This window comes from Streptomyces sp. NPDC054975, from assembly GCF_053609105.1.
Map to the genome: position 1 here is coordinate 1 of NZ_JBSGWV010000008.1, position 18,897 is coordinate 18,897.

The following is an 18,897-nucleotide window of genomic DNA, read 5'->3' on the forward strand; positions in this document are numbered from 1 at the left end:
GGGGGGCCCCAAAACAACACCCGTAAGACCCCGGGGGGGGGGGGGGGGGGGGGCGCGGTTGGGGCCCCCCCCCCCCCCACGCGCGTGTGTCGGGGATACTGGTAGGCGCAGACGTAGAGGGAAAGGCCACACATCGTGACTGAGATCGAGATCGGGCGCGGCAAGCGCGGCCGCAGGGCGTACGCGTTCGACGACATCGCCGTCGTACCGAGCCGGCGCACCCGGGACCCGAAGGAGGTCTCGATCGCCTGGCAGATCGACGCCTACCGCTTCGAGCTCCCCTTCCTGGCCGCCCCCATGGACTCGGTCGTGTCGCCGCAGACCGCCATCCGCATCGGCGAGCTGGGCGGCCTCGGCGTCCTGAACCTCGAAGGCCTGTGGACCCGGTACGAGGACCCGCAGCCGCTGCTCGACGAGATCGCCGAGATGGACGAGGCCACCGCGACCCGCCGTCTGCAGGAGATCTACGCGGCTCCCATCAAGGAGGAGCTGATCGGGCAGCGCATCAAGGAGGTGCGCGACTCGGGTGTCGTCACCGCCGCCGCGCTCTCCCCGCAGCGCACCGCGCAGTTCTCCAAGGCCGTCGTCGACGCCGGCGTGGACATCTTCGTCATCCGCGGCACCACGGTCTCCGCCGAGCACGTCTCGGGCGCGGCCGAGCCGCTGAACCTCAAGCAGTTCATCTACGAGCTCGACGTCCCGGTCATCGTCGGCGGCTGCGCCACGTACACCGCGGCCCTGCACCTGATGCGCACCGGCGCGGCGGGTGTCCTGGTCGGCTTCGGCGGCGGCGCGGCGCACACCACGCGCAACGTGCTCGGCATCCAGGTCCCGATGGCGACCGCGGTCGCCGATGTGGCCGCGGCCCGCCGCGACTACATGGACGAGTCCGGCGGCCGGTACGTGCACGTGATCGCCGACGGCGGCGTGGGCTGGTCGGGCGACCTGCCGAAGGCGATCGCCTGCGGTGCCGACTCGGTCATGATCGGTTCCCCGCTGGCCCGTGCCACGGACGCGCCGGGCAAGGGCCACCACTGGGGCATGGAGGCCGTCCACGAGGACGTGCCGCGCGGCAAGCTGGTCGACCTGGGCATCGTCGGGACGACCGAGGAGATCCTCACCGGTCCGTCGCACATCCCGGACGGCTCGATGAACTTCTTCGGCGCCCTGCGCCGCGCGATGGCGACGACGGGCTACAGCGAGCTCAAGGAGTTCCAGCGCGTCGAGGTCACGGTCGCGGACTCGCAGCACAAGCGCTGACGCGTTCTCGTACGCACGTGAAGGGCCCCGCACCGGGTGGTGCGGGGCCCTTCACGTGCGCGTGGTGGCGTTGTGTCAGCGGCCGGCGCGCCGGGCTCCACCGAACGCGGCGACGGCGGACACGGCGAGGAAGACGAACGTCATGAAGTCCTTGCCCTCGTTCCACACGTCGGTCAGCAGGGAGAAGTTCTCGAAGAACATCTCCGTCACCGGGACGCCCAGCTCCTTGCCGCCGATGATCGCGATGCCGAGGATCTGGCCGAGGTAGACGGCGCCGACGGCGAGCACGGCGCTGACCACCGGCAGGACCGGGTTCGAGCCGCCGGCCTTGGAGGCGGCGAAGCCGATGAGGAAACCGACGCCGATGGCGGCCCAGCCGATCTCCCGCTCGATGGCGCCGGCGATTCCGCCGTAGACGCCGGCGGCGACGAGCGCGGCGACCAGGGCGGCCACCAGGCCCAGGCCCACGTTGTTGCGCGCCGGGGCGGGCGGCGGGGCGGCCGGGTACGGGGTGGGTGCGGCGCCGTCGGCGAAGGGGTTGCCGGGCGGCGGAACGGGCTGAGACATGGTGCTGATCCCCCAGGGACACGTACACGCACGGTTGTGCGAGAGAAGAGCCCGGAGACTAGCAGCCCGCTCCGACAGCGCGCCTGGGGGATTCGCGGGGCTCAGAGCCGGTGGGCCGCGCCCGCCGGGGTGGCGCCGCGGGTGTCGAGGAGGAGTTGGGCCTTCACCGCCAGGCCTTGGAGGTCGTACGTGCGGTGGTGTTGCAGAAGCACCGTCAGGTCGGCCTGGGCGGCGGCCTCGTAGAGGGAGTCCGCGCGGGGGACCGGGAGGTCGCGCACGCGCCAGTCCAGGACGTGCGGGTCGTGGTAGCTGACGACGGCGCCGAGGTCCATCAGGCGGCGGGCGATCTCGTCGGCCGGGGAGCTCTCGCGGTCGGCGAGATCGGGTTTGTACGTGATGCCCAGCAGAAGCACCCGGGCACCCCGCGCCGACTTGCCGTGCTCGTTGAGGAGCGTCGCGCAGCGCTGGACGACGTACTGCGGCATGCGGTCGTTGACCTGGGTCGCCAGCTCGACCATGCGCAGCGGGCGGTGCGGGCCGATGGTGTCGACGGGGACGCCGTGGCCGCCGACGCCGGGGCCCGGGCGGAAGGCCTGGAAGCCGAAGGGCTTGGTCTCGGCGCAGCGGATGACGTCCCAGAGGTCGACGCCGAGGTCGTGGCAGAGCACCGACATCTCGTTGACGAGCGCGATGTTGACGTGCCGGAAGTTGGTCTCCAGGAGCTTGACCGTCTCGGCCTCGCGCGGGCCACGCGCGCGTACCACCTTGTCGGTGATCCGGCCGTAGAAGGCGGCGGCGGACTCCGTGCAGGCGGGGGTGAGGCCGCCGATGACCTTCGGGGTGCCCGCGAAGCCGTGCGCGCGGTTTCCGGGGTCGAGCCGGCCGGGGGAGTACGCCAGATGGAAGTCGCGGCCCGCGCGCAGCCCGGAGCCCTCTTCCAGGAGGTCCCGCAGCACACCTTCGGTGGTGCCGGGGTGCACCGGCGATTCGAGGAGCACCGTCGTGTGGGGGCGCAGGCGTGCGGCGAGGGCGCGGGCCGCGTCGACCATGGCGGTGAGGTCGAGGGTCCGGTCCGGGCCGAGCGGGGTCGGGGCACAGATGACGGCGGTACGGACCCGGCCGAGCTCGGCCGGGTTGGTGGTGGGCCGGAAGCCCGCCGAGACCATCCGGCGGATCTCCGAGGCGGTGAGCGAGCCGTCGACCGGAGGGCGGCCGGCGGCGAGTTCGGCGACGGGCCGGGAATCGGTGTCGTAACCGATGGTGTCGATGCCGGCGGCGATCGCGGCCTGGGCGAGGGGGAGTCCGAGGTGGCCGAGGCCGATGACGGCGAGATCAGCGGGCATGGGGGGTGGGCCGTCCTTCCCAGTAGCCGGAGGGGACGAGACGCGCAAGCCCTGTGGACAGAACGGGGCGAGTGCAATGTCAGACTAGGCGTAAATATGACCGATATGCCGTATTGCTGGGTCAAAGGTCGCCGAGTGTTATCCACAGGCGGTGGCTGAAGTCGGAGGGCCGGGACAGAATCGAGTCTGTGAGCCCGATCACGCGGGGGGACGACGGGAGGCAGCGGTGAGGACAGCGACACTGGGACCGGCCGAGCGCGCCGAGGCGCTCGCGACGATGGCCGAGCGGGAACTGGACGTGCTGGTCGTGGGTGCCGGAGTGGTCGGCGCGGGGACGGCCCTCGACGCGGTCACGAGAGGACTCTCCACGGGCCTCGTCGAGGCCCGCGACTGGGCCTCCGGCACCTCCAGCCGGTCGAGCAAGCTGATCCACGGCGGCCTGCGCTATCTGGAGATGCTGGACTTCGCGCTCGTGCGGGAGGCGCTGAAGGAGCGCGGCCTGCTCCTGGAGCGGCTCGCGCCCCACCTCGTGAAGCCCGTCCCCTTCCTCTACCCCTTGCAGCACAAGGGCTGGGAGCGGCTCTACGCAGGCTCGGGCGTCGCGCTGTACGACGCGATGTCGGTCTCCTCCGGCCACGGCCGAGGACTCCCGGTGCACCGCCACCTCTCGCGTCGCAACGCCCTGCGGGTCGCCCCCTGCCTGAAGAAGGACGCCCTGGTCGGCGCGTTGCAGTACTACGACGCCCAGATGGACGACGCCCGTTTCGTCACCACACTCGTGCGCACGGCCGCGAGCTACGGCGCGAAGGTCGCCAGCCGCGCGCGGGTCGTCGGCTTCCTGCGCGAGGGCGAACGGGTGGTGGGCGCCCGGGTGCAGGACGTCGAGGCGGGCGGGGAGTACGAGATCCGCGCGAAGCAGCTCGTCAACGCGACCGGGGTGTGGACGGACGACACCCAGGCGCTCATCGGGGAGCGGGGCCAGTTCCACGTACGGGCCTCGAAGGGCATCCATCTGGTCGTACCCAAGGACCGGATCCACTCCAACACCGGACTGATCCTGCGGACCGAGAAGTCCGTGCTGTTCGTGATCCCGTGGGGGCGGCACTGGATCGTGGGCACCACCGACACCGACTGGGATCTGGACAAGGCCCACCCGGCCGCCTCCAGCGCCGACATCGATTATCTCCTTGAGCATGTGAACAGCGTCCTGGCGACGCCGCTCACCAGGGACGACGTCCAGGGCGTGTACGCGGGCCTGCGGCCCCTCCTGGCCGGCGAGTCGGACGCCACGAGCAAGCTCTCGCGCGAGCACACCGTCGCGCACCCGGTCCCCGGCCTCGTCGTCGTGGCCGGCGGGAAGTACACCACCTACCGGGTGATGGCCAAGGACGCCGTCGACGAGGCCGTGCACGCGCTCGACCAGCGGGTCGCCTCCTGCGTCACCGAGGACATCCCGCTCCTGGGCGCCGAGGGCTACAAGGCCCTGTGGAACGCCAGGGCCAGGATCGCCGCCCGGACCGGCCTCCATGTGGTGCGCGTGGAGCATCTGCTCAACAGGTTCGGTGCGCTGACGGAGGAGATCCTGGAGCTCATCGCCGCCGACCCCGGTCTCGCCGAGCCGCTGACGGGAGCGGACGACTATCTGCGCGCCGAGATCGTCTACGCGGCCTCCCACGAGGGCGCCCGGCACCTGGACGACGTCCTGACCAGACGGACCCGGATCTCCATCGAGACCTTCGACCGCGGGACGCGCTGCGCGCGGGAGTGCGCCGAGCTGATGGCGCCCGTGCTCGGCTGGGACGAGCGCCAGATCGAGAAGGAGGTGGAGCACTACGAGAAGCGGGTGGAGGCGGAGCGTGAGTCGCAGCGGCAGCCGGACGACCTGACGGCGGACGCGGCGCGGCTCGGGGCCCCGGACATCGTGCCGATCTGAGCCGTTCGGGCGGTCCGGGACGAACTCCGCGTCCGCGAGGGGACGTTGAGAGCCGGGTGCGGCATCCTGTTCGTACGGGTGCGGAACCCGAGGGGGGTGTGCCGGCGTCGGGTGTCAGGGTGGGAGCGCTTTCCCGCCGGGCCGCCCTCTCGGAGTGCGGACCCGCGGGCGGGATCGGTCCCAGGGTGAGAGACAATGGGCTCTCTTCCAGGGCGGGTTACCGCATCGCGCGGGAAGCGGCCGACGCGGGCGAAGATCAGGGATCGCAGAGGGGACGCATGTCGGAGGCGGAGCAGTCGCGGGACACGGCGCGGGACCCTCGGCGGGACGCCGGCGCGGGTGCCGGAACCGACGGCGACCGAGGTGTGGTTCCCGCGGCACGTGAGGCGGAGCAGGACGCGAAGTCCGGCACGGACACGGACGCGGGCGCGGCGGAGGGTACTGCCGCCGGTACGGAGGCGGCCGTGACCGCCGACGCGGCCGAGGCCGCGCCCGGCGACGCGGAGAAGGCGCCTGCGTCGGAGAAGACGCCTGAGCCGGAGAAGGCGCGCGCGTCGGACAAGACCCCGGGAGCCGAGGCGAAGCCGGGAGCGGAGAAGGCGCCCGGGTCGGAGAAGGCCACGGGAGCCGAGGCGGCGCCTGGCGACGCGGAGAAGGCGCCTGCGCCGGAGAAGGCCGCGGGAGCCGAGGCGAAGCCCGCGGGAGCGGCGAAGGCCGACGTGCCGGGCGCCCGTGGTGGGGTCGGGCTGCGGAAGTCCGGGGCCGGCGCCAGCGGTGGGGTGACGGCCGAGGGGCGGTTGCTCTCCGGGCGGTACCGGCTCGACGGGGTGCTCGGGCGCGGCGGCATGGGCACCGTGTGGCGTGCGGTCGACGAGACCCTCGGCCGGACCGTGGCCGTCAAGGAGCTCCGCTTCCCCAACAGCATCGACGAGGACGAGAAGCGACGGCTCATCACCCGGACGCTGCGCGAGGCGAAGGCCATCGCCCGGATCCGTAACAACGGCGCCGTGACCGTCTACGACGTCGTAGACGAGGACGACCGGCCGTGGATCGTCATGGAGCTGATCGAGGGCAAGTCCCTCGCCGACGCAGTCCGTGAGGACGGCACGCTCACCCCGCACCGCGCCGCCGAGGTCGGCCTCGCCATCCTCGACGTGCTCCGTTCCGCGCACCGCCAGGGCATCCTGCACCGCGACGTGAAGCCGTCGAACGTCCTGATCGCCGAGGACGGCCGGGTCGTCCTCACCGACTTCGGCATCGCGCAGGTCGAGGGCGACCCGTCGATCACCTCCACCGGCATGCTCGTCGGCGCGCCCTCCTACATCTCGCCCGAGCGGGCCCGTGGCCACAAGCCCGGCCCCGCCGCCGACATGTGGTCGCTGGGCGGACTGCTGTACGCGAGCGTGGAGGGCAGCCCGCCGTACGACAAGGGTTCCGCGATCGCGACGCTCACCGCCGTGATGACCGAGCCCGTCGACCCGCCGAAGAACGCCGGGCCGCTCCTGGAGAAGGTCATCTACGGCCTGCTGGCCAAGGACCCCGCGCAGCGGCTCGACGACGCCGGCGCGCGCGTGCTGCTCCGCGCCGTGCTCGACGCGCCCGCGCCGGTCGTCGAGCCGGAGCCGTCGGCCGAGGCCACCAGGGTCGTGCCGCTGCCCCCGGTTCCCCCGGTGCCGCCGACGGCCGCCGCGCGGGAGAGGACTCCGGACGTGGGCGCCGAGCGGGTGTTCGGTGCGCTGAAGTCCGTACGGAACGCGGCCGTCACGGCGCGGTCCGAGCAGCGGCCGAAGCCGGAGCCGATCCACGGTTCGAACAGGCCGCTCCAGCCGCGTGCCTCGCTCACCGACGTGGTGCCGCGCCGCACGCTCGTCATCATCGCGGGCGTCGTCGTCCTCGCGTTGCTCGGCACCATCCTGGCCGTCGCGCTCGGCGGCGGTGAGGACGGCAAGGACACCAAGGGCGGTGGCAAGGGTTCCGACAAGGCGACCACCGCCGGCGCCACGGCGGGCAACGGCGACACCACCACGCAGGGCAAGGGCCAGACCCCGAGCGACCCCGGTCAGCAGGGCAGCGAGAATCCGACCGACCCGGGCTCCGGGGCGGACTCGGCCGGGCAGAGCGGTACGCCCTCCGGGAAGCCCGACACCGGCGCGCCCGGGGCGCAGCTGCCCCCCGGCTACACCACGGTGACGAACAGCCGGTTCCACTTCACCATGGCGATGCCGTCCACGTTCAAGCTCAACGGCATAGCGGGCCGTAACTCGGGCGGGATCTTCAACGCCGACGGTGGATACCCGCGCGTCCAGGTCGACTACAACGACTCCCCGAAGGACGACGCGGTCGCCGCGTGGACCGCGGCCGTGGCCGCCGTCTCCAGCAGCAGCAACGGCTACCGGCACATCAGCATCAAGGGCGTCCCGTACAAGGGGTACCCGACGGTCGCCGACTGGGAGTTCGAGCGCAACGAGAAGGGCATGCGCGTCCGGATACTCAACCGGGGCTTCAAGGTCGACGCCACCCACGGCTACTCGATCATGATCACCTGCAAGTCGGACGAGTGGAACGGCGCCGCGTGCACGACGCTGCGGAACACGGCGTTCGCCACGTTCAGCCCCAAGGACTGACAGGCGCCACGTATCGTGAGAGGTCGTGGACCGTACGAAGCCGAAAACAATCGCCAACTGTACGGTCCAGGACCGGAACTGACGGTTTCGCGCGGTCCGTGCGATTCATGAGCTGAGCGGGATCCGTGCGACCCGGGGGACAGCGCGCTCGGTGGGGAGGCGTCGTGGACGACTACGCGGGAAGGGTGCTCGCCGACCGCTATCGCCTGCCCGTACCTCCGCAGGACGCGTACGAACTCGTCGAGACCCGCGCCTTCGACACGTACAGCGGCCAGGAAGTCCTGGTCCACCAGGTGCCGTTGCCCGAGGTGATCGACGCCGAGGTCGTCGACGAGGACGGCAGCGGATACGCCCCGCACGGGGCGAGTTCCGGCCGGGCGACCCGGCGGCCCGCCGACCCGGCGGTGCGACGCGCGGTCGAGGCGGCCCAGGCCGCCGCCCAGATCCCGGACCATCCCCGCCTCGACCAGGTCTTCGACGTGTTCGCGGAGGCCGGTTCGCTGTGGATAGTGAGTGAACTGGTCGTGGCCACGCCGCTCGCGGCGCTGCTCGCCGAAGGGCCGCTGAGCCCGTACCGCGCGGCGGAGATCGGCTCGGACGTCCTCACCGCCCTCCGCGCCCTGCACGCGCACGGCTGGACCCACCGGAACATCACCCCACGGACCGTGCTCGTCTGCGACGACGGCCGCGTGGTGCTGACCGGGCTCGCGGCGGGCGCGGCGGAGGAGGCCCTGTGCGGCTACGCGCCGGTGCCGTTCACCGACGACGGCGACGGGGACGAGCCGACGGACCCGGGCACGGACCCGGATGCGTATACGGGTACGAGTACGGGCGCCCTCGCGGGCGAACCTCTCGCGCGGCCCGAACTCCCTGCGGGCGCCGCCGCACCGGCCGCCGACGTACGGGCCGTCCGCGCGGACGCCATCGCCGCGTACCGGGCGGGTGCCCGCGCCGCCGCGCACATCGGCGAGACCGGCGTCGTGCCGGTGCAGCGCCCGACCCCCGAGCCGGCCCCGGAAGCCCCCGAAGACCCCGAAGCCCCGCAGGCCCCCGAAGCCCCCGAAGCCCCGGAGTCCGAACCCCTCGCCCCGCCCCACCCGATGCCGCCCGCGCCCGCCCCCGTACCCGCGCAGGGCCTCGGGCCTGAGCCGCACTGGTGGTCCCAGACCGGGGACGACGAGGACGAGGACGACGCCGACGACGAGTACCCGGCGCCGTACCGCAAGGGGTACGGGAGCGAAGGCGGCGGCCCGACCCGTGCGATGCTCGCCGGGAGCTGGAGCGACGGCCCGCACGCCTCGCGCGACGCCTCAGCACCCGTCCCCGCAGGCGGCGGAGGCCCCGCGCTGCCCGCGCTCCCGGCCGGCTACACCCCGGCGCAGCTCCCGGACCCGAACGCCGACCAGGCCCCCAACCCCGCCCGCGTCCCCGCACCGGCCTCCGGCGGCTGGGACGGGGCCTCCGCGTCGGGCGACGCCTCCCTGCCCGTCTACCGAGGCCCGGCCACCCGGCTCGCGGCCGAACGGGCCCGCCAGGCACGGATCGCCGTCGTCGGAGCGGTCACCGAGCGCTGGGCGCCCGAGCAGGCGGGACCGGTCCACGAGAACTGGCGCCTGGCCCCGCCCATCGGCCCCGCCACCGACCTCTGGGCGCTCGGCGCGCTCCTCTACCGCGCCGTCCAGGGCCACGCCCCGTACCCCGAGGACAGCGCCGCCGAACTCGTCCAGCTGGTCTGCGCCGAGCCCCCGGCCTTCGCCGAGGAGTGCGGCCCGCTGCGGCCCGTCGTGGAGTCCCTGCTGCGTCAGGACCCCACCGAGCGCCCCGACTTCGAGGAGCTGAGCGGCTGGCTCCGCTCCCTCGTCCGTTCCGCCCCGGAGCCGGACGCGGGCGTGGGGGTCATACCGCTGCCGTCCGTCGACGCCACGAAGCTGCCCATCGTGCGGCGCCGTGGCGAGCTGGTGCGCAGGCGCCGAGGGGGAGCGGCGGGCGGCCGCCATCGCCACCGGAAGGGCAGGAGCCGGCAGGACGTCGTCGCCCACGACGAGCCTCAGGCCGCCGTACGGCAGGGCGAGCGGTACGACGACGTGCAAGGACGGGCCCGGAGCAGGCGGTACGAACAGCGCCAGGAGTTCCCGCAGGAGCATTTCCACGAGGAGCTTCCGCAGCGCGCGCCCCGCGCACCCAGGGCCCCGCGCGGCGCGGGCGGAGGAGCGCGTTCCCCGCGCGCACTCGGTCTGACGCTCCTCCTGCTCGTGATGCTTCTGCTGGTCGGGGCCGTCGCGTACGCCGTGCTGTTCATGCCCAAGGACGGCGCCGAGGGCCAAGGGCCCTCCGGACGGACCGTCACACCCTCGGCCGGACCGAGCGACAAGCCGAACCCGACGCCCAGCGCCAGGCCGAGCGCGACGCCCACCTCCAAGCCCAGCGCCGCCAAGACCACCCCGCCGGCCACCACTCCCGGGGCACCCGCCCTCGCCGCCGGGTACACCCTCCGCAAGGACCCGGAGGGCTTCGAGGTCGGTGTCGCCGACGGATGGCGGCGCAGCCCGATCAACGACGCCGGACAAGTCCGCTACACGGGCGGCGATTTCACCCTGATCGTCGTCCCGGGGCGGGACACCGTGCAGGCCAACGGCTCGGACCCGATGGCGTACCAGCGCACCAAGGAGCGCGAGCTCCAGCCGTGGCGGGACTCCTCCTGGTCCAGCGCCTCCGGTCTGCGCCGGATCGACGTGGGGCAGCAGGCCATGGCGGTGGGCCAGTTCACCTGGCAGGACACCACGGGGCGTGAGGTCTTCGTCCGCAACCTCGCCCTGATCGAGGCCGGCCGCTACCACGTGGTGCAGGTCATCGGCCCGGAGAGCGAACGCGACAAGGTGTCGGAAATCTACGACCAGGCGGTGAAGGCCTACCGCGCCACCCGCTGAAACCGCCGCATCCGCCCCTTCACCGACGCCCGGCCGGGCCCCCGCCCGGTCACAGTGCGGTTCCTTTGCGAGCCCCGAGGTTCCGTCCCCCGTCTCCCCCTCCGTAACCTGGCATCCGAAGGAACGGGCGGGGGACTGTGGAACATTCTCAGGGCACGGACACGGGCACGGGGCTGCTGCTGGCCGGACGGTACAGGCTGGGCGAGACCATCGGTCGCGGCGGCATGGGCAAGGTCTGGCGGGCGCACGACGAGGTCCTGCACCGGGTGGTGGCGGTCAAGGAGTTGACGGCGGGTCGGTTCGTCGCGGAGGCCGACCGCCTCGTGCTGCACGCCCGTACGCAGAAGGAGGCCCGCGCCGCCGCGCGGATCACCCACCCGGGCGTGGTCACCGTCCACGACGTCCTGGAGCACGACGACCGCCCGTGGATCGTCATGCAGTACGTCGACGGGCCCTCGCTCGCGGACGCGGCGAAGGAGGCCGGCACGATCGAGCCCCGCGAGGGGGCCCGCATCGGGCTGCACGTCCTCGGGGCCCTGCGCGCCGCGCACGCCGCCGGAGTGCTGCACCGTGACGTCAAGCCCGGCAACGTGCTGCTGGCCCGCGACGGACGCGTCCTGCTCACCGACTTCGGCATCGCGGCGATCGAGGGCGACTCGACGATCACCCGGACCGGCGAACTCGTCGGCTCCATCGACTATCTGGCGCCGGAGCGGGTACGGGGCGGGGATCCCGGCCCGGCCTCGGACCTCTGGTCGCTGGGGGCCACGCTGTACACGGCGGTGGAGGGCACCTCGCCGTTCCGGCGGACCTCGCCGATCAGCACCATGCAGGCGGTCGTGACCGAGGAGCCCCCGCACCCGGCGAAAGCGGGCCCGCTGGCCTCCGTCATCGTCGCGCTGCTCCGCAAGAACCCGGCGGACCGGCCGGGCGCCGACGAGGCCGAGCGGATGCTGCTCGACGCCATGGAGGGCCGTACCCCCGAGGCCGCGCAGGCGTACGTACCGACGCAGCGCGTGGGGCGCGAGGAGCTGACCTCCGCCACCACCCCGATGCCGACCGGGGACGACTCCGCGTCCACGGCCGCACCCGCGTCCCCGTCCGGGCACACCCCCACCGTGGCGCCCAGACCCGCCGGTCCCGGGCCCAAGGGTGGCCGGGGACGCTGGCGTACGGCGGTCCTGGCGGCCGTCCTCGCCGGTCTGGTCGCCGGTGGAGCCGTCTTCGCCGCGATGAACTACTCCGGCGTCGCCAAGGGCGAGGACATCGGCCGGGGCGCCACCACCCCCGCCGTGACGGGGCAGACCCCGCCCGCCGTCCCGGCCGGCTGGCACCGGGTCGACGACCCCGAGGGCTTCAGCCTCCTCGTCCCCGACGGCTGGAAGCGGATGTCCGACGGCGACAGCATCGACTACACCCCGGACAACGGACGCCACAGGATCCGGATCAGCATCGACCCCACGCCCGACTACGAGAACCCGTACGTGCACGTGCTGGACCTGGAGAAGACTCTCAAGAAGCGCATGCAGTACAAGAAGATCAAGCTGAACCAGAACACCTACCGTGACCAGGTCCGCTCCGCCCGGTGGGAGTTCACCTGGTACGAGAGGCAGGAGTTCCCGGGCCCGAGGCACGCCATCGACCAGTTGTACTTCGCGGACGACGGCACCGAGTACGCCATCTACATGGCCTCGCCGGAGTCGAGCTGGGAGACCACCCGGGAACAGTTCGACATCGTCCTGCGGCACTGGCGGGCGCCGGGCGAGCAGGTCGACTGAGCGGGCGGGAAATCCGCCAATCGCACGTGCGCCCGACCGTAAGCCCCTGATCAGGGCTTATGTGCCAGCGATCGCTGGCGCGATTGTGCGCACGCCGTGAAAACGCGTTACCGACGGGTACCCAAAGCCCCGTTCGCGGCCTACTCTCGCCCTCATGACGGACTCGCAGGCACTCACCACCCTGGTCACCGCCCCTCCCGGCACGAACCCCCTCGCGCCCTCGCCGGCCGGTGCCCGCACCGCCGCCGACGTCGTGACGCCCGAGGTGGTCGCCCAGCTCACCCGCGGCGTCGCCGGTTCCGGCCGCACCGCCAACCACACCCCCTTCACCGGGGAGAAGCTGGCCGACCTGCCCGAGTCCACCCCCGAGGACGTCGCCGAGGCCTTCGCCCGCGCCCGCGCCGCCCAGGGCGCCTGGGCCGCGACCCCCGCCAGGGCACGCGCCGCCGTGCTGCTCCGCTTCCACGACCTGATGCTCGAGCGCCAGGGCGAGGTCCTCGACCTCATTCAGCTGGAGACCGGCAAGGCCAGGCTGCATGCCCACGAGGAGGTCCTGGCGGTCGCCGTCGCCGCCCGCCACTACGGCCGCAAGGCCCCCGCCTACCTGCGCCCCAAGCGCCACACCGGTGTCGTACCGACCCTCACCAAGGTCACCGAGCTGCGCCAGCCGCGCGGGGTCGTCGGCATGATCGCGCCCTGGAACTACCCCCTGGAGCTGTCGGTCGGCGACGCGCTGCCCGCCTTCGTCGCCGGCAACGCCGTCGTCATGAAGCCGGACACCGAGACCGCGCTCACCGCGCTCTGGGCCCGTGACCTGCTCATCGAGGCCGGGCTGCCCGCCGAGGTCTTCCAGGTCGTCATCGGCGAGGGGCCGGTCGTCGGCCCCGAGGTCGTCAAGCACGCCGACTACGTCTCCTTCACCGGCTCCACCCGGACCGGCCGCGAGGTCGCCCAGGGCGCCGCCGCCCGGCTCGTCGGCGTGACCCTCGAACTCGGCGGCAAGAACGCCATGCTGGTCCTCGAGGACGCCGACATCGAGAAGGCCGCGGCCGGCGCCGTCCGCGCCTGCTTCTCCTCCGCCGGACAGCTCTGCATCTCCATCGAGCGGCTGTACGTCCACGAGTCGGTCGCCGACGACTTCGTCGCCCGCTTCGCCGCCCGCACGAAGGCGATGCGCCTCGGCAACTCGCTCTCCTACGGCGCCGACATGGGCTCGCTCGTCGGCGAGCGCCAGCTGGAGACGGTCACCAGGCACGTCGAGGAGGCCGTCGCCAAGGGCGCCAAGCTCGTCGCCGGCGGTGTCGCCCGCCCCGACATCGGCCCGCTCTTCTACGAGCCGACCATCCTCGACGGCGTCGAGGCCCCGATGGCCGTCTGCACCGAGGAGACCTTCGGCCCGGTCGTCTCCATCTACCGCTTCAAGGACGAGGACGAGGTCGTCGAGCTGGCCAACGGCACCCCGTACGGCCTCAACTCCTCCGTCTGGACGAAGGACTCCCGGCGCGGCCACGCCATCGCCGCCCGGCTGCGCACCGGCACCGTCAACATCAACGAGGGGTACGCGCCTGCGTACGGCAGCGTGCAGGCGCCCATGGGCGGCATGAAGGACTCCGGGCTCGGCCGGCGCCACGGCTCGGAGGGCATCCTCAAGTTCACCGAGGCGCAGACCGTCGCCCAGCAGCGGCTGATCCCGCTCGCGCCGTCCTTCGGCATGGACGACGAGAAGTACGCCGCGTTCATGAGCCTGTCCCTGAAGGCGATGAAGGCCCTGCGCCTGCGCTGACAACTCCGCCCCTTCACACCGGTTTCGTACGAGGAGAGCCATGACCGCGGTACCCCCTGCCCGAAATCAGGACGAGGACGCCCTGGACGCGGCGTACGACTACGACGTCATCGTCGTCGGCTCCGGCTTCGGTGGCTCCGTCACGGCCCTGCGCCTGACCGAGAAGGGCTACCGGGTCGGCGTCCTGGAGGCCGGCCGCCGCTTCACCCGCGCCGACCTGCCCAAGAACTCCTGGGACCTGAAGAACTTCCTCTGGGCCCCCGCCCTCGGCCTCTACGGCATCCAGCGCATCCACCTGCTGGGCAACGTGATGGTCCTGGCCGGAGCGGGCGTGGGCGGCGGCTCTCTGAACTACGCCAACACCCTCTACGTACCGCCCGCGCCGTTCTTCAACGATCCGCAGTGGAAGGACATCACCGACTGGCAGGAGGAGCTGGCCCCGTACTACGACCAGGCCAAGCGGATGCTGGGCGTCCGGATCAACCCGACCATGACCCCCTCGGACGTCCACCTCAAGGCGACCGCGCAGGCCATGGGTATCGGCGACACCTTCCACATGGCGCCGGTCGGGGTCTTCTTCGGCGACGGGCAGGACGCCGAAGGCGCGGTGAAGGCCAAGCCGGGGGAGGAGGTCGCCGACCCGTACTTCGGCGGCGCCGGGCCGTCGCGCAGGGCGTGCACCGAGTGCGGCGAGTGCATGACGGGCTGCCGGCACGGCGCCAAGAACACCCTGAACGAGAACTACCTCCACCTCGCCGAGAAGGCCGGCGCCGTCGTCCACCCGATGACCTCGGTCGTCGCCCTGACGGAGGACTCGCGGGGCGGGTACGCGGTCAAGACCCTGCCCACGGACAACAAGAAGAAGGGGAAGGGCCGGACGTTCACCGCCGGACGGGTCGTCGTCGCGGCCGGTACGTACGGCACGCAGACCCTGCTCCACCGGATGAAGGACTCCGGCCTTCTGCCCCGGATCTCGGCCCGGCTCGGCGAGCTGACCCGTACCAATTCGGAGGCGCTCGTCGGCTCCCAGACCACGGACCGGCGCTACCGGAAGAAGCACGGCGCGGCGAAGGTCGACTTCACGCGCGGGGTCGCGATCACCTCCTCGATCCACCCCGACGAGAACACCCACATCGAGCCGGTCCGCTACGGCAAGGGCTCCAACGCCATGGGCGGCATGACCGTCCTCCAGGTGCCCTACGGCGCCCATCGCGTACGGAACTGGCTCCTGGAACTCGTCAAGCACCCCACCCTCGCCGCCCGCTCCCTCTCCAACCGCCGCTGGTCGGAGCGGACGATCATCGGGCTCGTCATGCAGTCCCTGGACAACTCCCTGACGACGTACCGCAAGCCGGACGGCATCGGAAAGGGCCTGCTCACGGCCCGCCAGGGGCACGGCGCGCCCAACCCGAACCAGATCCCCGAGGCGACCCGGGCGGCGTCCCTGCTCGCCGAGGAGATCAACGGATTCGCGGGCTCCAACATCGGCGAACTGATGGGCACCCCGCTCACCGCGCACTTCCTGGGTGGGTGTCCGATCGGCGCGGACGCGCAGTCCGGTGTCATCGACCCGTACCACCGGCTCTTCGGGCACCCGGGCATCTCGGTCGTCGACGGTGCGGCGGTCTCGGCCAACCTCGGCGTCAATCCGTCGCTGACGATCACGGCGCAGGCGGAGCGGGCGATGTCCTTCTGGCCGAACAAGGGCGAGGAGGACCCGCGGCCCCGGCAGGGCGAGGCGTACGTCCGTCTCGCGGCCGTCGCCCCGAAGGCGCCGACGGTCCCGGCGGACGCGTTCGGCGCGCTGAAGCTGCCGTTCCTGGGGATGCCGGCGGTTCCGCCGAAGAAGGCGTAGCCGGACCTGGAGACGGAAGAGGCGCTGCACCCCCCTCCGAGTGCAGCGCCTCTCCAGTTTCTGGGTGGTGCTGCATGCATGACCTGTGGCCAGGGGGATTGGTTGTAGGCCGAACCTGGAAATGTCATGTGACGCGCGTCACATGGCGGTGTGGGGTGCGCGCAAGGGCCCCGTGGCGCGATTCCGGTCGCGCGACGGGGCCCTTGGCGGTCGGCACCGGTGTCAGGGCAGCGGCGGTGCCGAGGGGGAGCGCGGCGCCGGGGGGTGCACCGCGAGGGGCATGTGGGGAGGAGGGGACGGGAGGTGTGGGGTGTTCGTCTGGACTCTGGACCGGTTGCGGTCGGCCCCGGGCGTCCCCGGGGCCGACCGCCCTTTTGGGTGACCGGGCTGCTGTCCCCTGCCGTCCGGTCACGTGCGCTGGGGCGAGGTCCCACGACGTACTTGCGGTACGTCACACGCCCCAACGAAGCCACGCGTGGTTTTTTCGGGCCCGCCCCTGGCTGGCACGGACATCGGGACCAACGAAGGGGTGCGGGAGCCGGTCACGCGCCGTACGGGTGAGAGCGGGCCCGAACTCAGATGCGGGACGGCACTCAAATGCGCCCCCGGCAGAGCTCCAGCATCGTCATCGCGAGGGCCGTGCCCGGCTTGCCGAGGGCGTCCCTGTAGTGGCCGAGGACCTCCATCTCGCGCGCGAGGTTCACGCGCCGGCCGCCCGAACCGATCCGGGCCTCCTGGATCAGGGCCGACACGGCCATCCGTTCCTGGATCAGGCCGATGATCCGGTCGTCGAGCGCGTCGATCCGCTCGCGCGCGTCGCCGATGAGCGTGGCGGCCTCGTCGGTACGGGCGCCGGTCTTCTCCGTCTGAGTGGTGGTGGTCACGTCGGGGCTCCTTGTGCGTGTGGGATGCCCCGGAGCGACACGGCCCGGAAACGACAGAGCGCCCCGGGCCTTGTCGGCCCGGGGCGCCTGGGAAGTCGCTTGTCAGTAGCTCAAGCAGCACGACCATGGCAGCCGGACGGGCCGGTGCCATAGGTAAAGACGAAGGTCGTGAGCTTGCGCATGCGGACAGTATGGCCCCAGCCGCGGGGCCCGGGACAAACCGGGTTCGGATGGTGAGACGAAAAGTGACACCGGCGCGCCGGTAGAATCGACAAAGAGCCCCCCTTCGGGGGAACCCCCCCTACCGCCGGAAGGCCGCCGAAGTGTCATCAGCGACTCCCGCTGCCGCGCCCGACGTCACCAACCCGGACGTAGTCCTCGTTGTCGACTTCGGCGCTCAGTACGCCCAGCTCATCGCCCGTCGCGTCCGTGAGGCGCGGGTCTACAGCGAGATCGTCCCGTCCACGATGCCGGTGGCCGAGATGCTGGCCAAGAAGCCGAGGGCGATCATCCTCTCCGGCGGCCCGTCCTCCGTGTACGCGGAGGGTGCCCCGCGCCTCGACCGCTCCCTGTTCGAGGCCGGTATCCCCGTCTTCGGCATGTGCTACGGCTTCCAGCTGATGGCCCAGACCCTGGGCGGCACCGTCGACGACAACGGCGCCCGCGAGTACGGCCGCACCCCGCTGCACGTCTCCAAGGCCGGTTCGACCCTCTTCGAGGGCACCCCGACCGAGCAGTCGGTGTGGATGTCGCACGGTGACGCCTGCTCCGCCGCCCCCGAGGGCTTCGCCGTCACCGCGTCCACGGACGTCGTGCCGGTCGCCGCCTTCGAGAACGACGAGAAGAAGCTGTACGGCGTCCAGTACCACCCCGAGGTGCTGCACTCCACGCACGGCCAGCAGATCCTGGAGCACTTCCTCTACCGGGGCGCCGGCATCGAGCCGTCCTGGACCACCGGCAACGTCATCGACGAGCAGGTCGCGGCCATCCGCGCGCAGGTCGGCGGCAAGCGCGCCATCTGCGGTCTGTCCGGCGGCGTCGACTCCGCCGTGGCGGCCGCGCTCGTGCAGAAGGCCATCGGCTCGCAGCTGACCTGCGTGTACGTCGACCACGGTCTGATGCGCAAGGGCGAGACCGAGCAGGTGGAGAAGGACTTCGTCGCCGCGACCGGCGTGCAGCTGAAGGTCGTCGACGCGCAGGAGCGGTTCCTCACCGCGCTCGCCGGGGTCTCCGACCCCGAGGAGAAGCGGAAGATCATCGGCCGCGAGTTCATCCGCGTCTTCGAGCAGGCGCAGGCCGAGATCGTCGCCGAGTCGGCGGGCCACGGCGAGGACGTCGCGTTCCTCGTCCAGGGCACGCTCTACCCGGACATCGTCGAGTCCGGCGGCGGCACCGGCACGGCCAACATCAAGTCCCACCACAACGTGGGCGGCCTCCCCGAGGACCTGGAGTTCGAGCTCGTCGAGCCGCTGCGCCAGCTGTTCAAGGACGAGGTCCGCATGGTCGGCCAGGAGCTCGGCCTGCCGGAGGAGATCGTCCAGCGGCAGCCGTTCCCGGGCCCCGGCCTCGGGATCCGGATCGTCGGCGAGGTCACCAAGGACCGTCTGGACCTGCTGCGCGAGGCCGACGCCATCGCCCGCGAGGAGCTGACGGCCGCCGGTCTCGACCGCGAGATCTGGCAGTGCCCGGTGGTCCTGCTCGCCGATGTGCGCTCCGTGGGCGTGCAGGGTGACGGCCGGACGTACGGCCACCCGATCGTCCTGCGCCCGGTCTCGTCCGAGGACGCGATGACGGCGGACTGGACGCGGATGCCGTACGACGTGCTCGCGAAGATCTCGACCCGGATCACCAACGAGGTCGCCGATGTGAACCGTGTGGTGCTCGACGTGACGAGCAAGCCGCCGGGCACCATCGAGTGGGAGTAGTCGCTCCCGTACGTGTGT

At 72.1% G+C, this 18,897-nt stretch carries 11 protein-coding genes; 8 read left to right on the plus strand and 3 right to left on the minus strand.

Features of this window, described 5'->3' with window-relative positions:
- Positions 1 to 135: 135 nt before the first annotated feature.
- Positions 136 to 1,260, plus strand: coding sequence for a GuaB3 family IMP dehydrogenase-related protein (locus tag ACWF79_RS11245; RefSeq protein WP_260229348.1), 1,125 nt, complete (start codon positions 136 to 138; stop codon positions 1,258 to 1,260).
- A gap of 75 nt (positions 1,261 to 1,335) precedes the next feature.
- Here ACWF79_RS11245 and ACWF79_RS11250 read toward each other — a convergent pair whose 3' ends face one another.
- A complete protein-coding gene (locus ACWF79_RS11250; protein WP_453727816.1) occupies positions 1,336 to 1,827 on the minus strand; it encodes a hypothetical protein in 492 nt (163 codons plus the stop codon).
- Between the two features lie 101 nt (positions 1,828 to 1,928).
- Positions 1,929 to 3,170, minus strand: coding sequence for a nucleotide sugar dehydrogenase (locus ACWF79_RS11255; RefSeq protein ID WP_453727817.1), 1,242 nt, complete (start codon positions 3,168 to 3,170; stop codon positions 1,929 to 1,931).
- A gap of 226 nt (positions 3,171 to 3,396) precedes the next feature.
- Between ACWF79_RS11255 and ACWF79_RS11260 the strand changes: the two genes are divergently transcribed.
- The 6 genes from ACWF79_RS11260 (at position 3,397) to ACWF79_RS11285 (ending at position 16,070) form a co-directional block, all read left to right on the plus strand.
- Positions 3,397 to 5,103, plus strand: a complete 1,707-nt coding sequence (locus tag ACWF79_RS11260) for a glycerol-3-phosphate dehydrogenase/oxidase (protein WP_453727818.1) — start codon at positions 3,397 to 3,399, stop codon at positions 5,101 to 5,103.
- Between the two features lie 278 nt (positions 5,104 to 5,381).
- Positions 5,382 to 7,727, plus strand: a complete 2,346-nt coding sequence (locus tag ACWF79_RS11265) for a protein kinase domain-containing protein (RefSeq protein WP_453727819.1) — start codon at positions 5,382 to 5,384, stop codon at positions 7,725 to 7,727.
- 164 nt (positions 7,728 to 7,891) lie between these two features.
- Positions 7,892 to 10,654: a protein kinase gene (locus ACWF79_RS11270; protein WP_453727820.1), complete on the plus strand. Its 2,763-nt coding sequence runs from the start codon at positions 7,892 to 7,894 to the stop codon at positions 10,652 to 10,654.
- 137 nt (positions 10,655 to 10,791) lie between these two features.
- A complete protein-coding gene (locus ACWF79_RS11275) occupies positions 10,792 to 12,432 on the plus strand; it encodes a serine/threonine-protein kinase (RefSeq protein WP_453727821.1) in 1,641 nt (546 codons plus the stop codon).
- Between the two features lie 154 nt (positions 12,433 to 12,586).
- Complete coding sequence (locus tag ACWF79_RS11280) at positions 12,587 to 14,215, plus strand: succinic semialdehyde dehydrogenase (RefSeq protein WP_453727822.1); 1,629 nt, start codon at positions 12,587 to 12,589, stop codon at positions 14,213 to 14,215.
- Positions 14,216 to 14,255: 40 nt separating this feature from the next.
- Positions 14,256 to 16,070, plus strand: coding sequence for a GMC oxidoreductase (locus ACWF79_RS11285; RefSeq protein WP_453727823.1), 1,815 nt, complete (start codon positions 14,256 to 14,258; stop codon positions 16,068 to 16,070).
- Between the two features lie 593 nt (positions 16,071 to 16,663).
- Here the strand turns inward: ACWF79_RS11285 and ACWF79_RS11290 are convergent.
- The gene (locus tag ACWF79_RS11290) at positions 16,664 to 16,954 is read right to left on the minus strand and encodes a chorismate mutase (protein WP_453727824.1); all 291 of its coding nucleotides are present in this window, start codon (positions 16,952 to 16,954) and stop codon (positions 16,664 to 16,666) included.
- 323 nt (positions 16,955 to 17,277) lie between these two features.
- Between ACWF79_RS11290 and guaA the strand changes: the two genes are divergently transcribed.
- Positions 17,278 to 18,879, plus strand: coding sequence for a glutamine-hydrolyzing GMP synthase (guaA, locus tag ACWF79_RS11295; RefSeq protein WP_453727825.1), 1,602 nt, complete (start codon positions 17,278 to 17,280; stop codon positions 18,877 to 18,879).
- The last annotated feature ends 18 nt before the right edge of the window (positions 18,880 to 18,897 follow it).

Bases quoted from the DNA above. Each gene is read 5' to 3' on its own strand.
- ACWF79_RS11250 (WP_453727816.1), bottom strand. From the start codon at position 1,827: ATGTCTCAGCCCGTTCCGCCGCCCGGCAACCCCTTCGCCGACGGCGCC.
- ACWF79_RS11255 (WP_453727817.1), bottom strand. From the start codon at position 3,170: ATGCCCGCTGATCTCGCCGTCATCGGCCTCGGCCACCTCGGACTCCCC.
- ACWF79_RS11265 (WP_453727819.1), top strand. From the start codon at position 5,382: ATGTCGGAGGCGGAGCAGTCGCGGGACACGGCGCGGGACCCTCGGCGG.
- ACWF79_RS11280 (WP_453727822.1), top strand. From the start codon at position 12,587: ATGACGGACTCGCAGGCACTCACCACCCTGGTCACCGCCCCTCCCGGC.
- ACWF79_RS11285 (WP_453727823.1), top strand. From the start codon at position 14,256: ATGACCGCGGTACCCCCTGCCCGAAATCAGGACGAGGACGCCCTGGAC.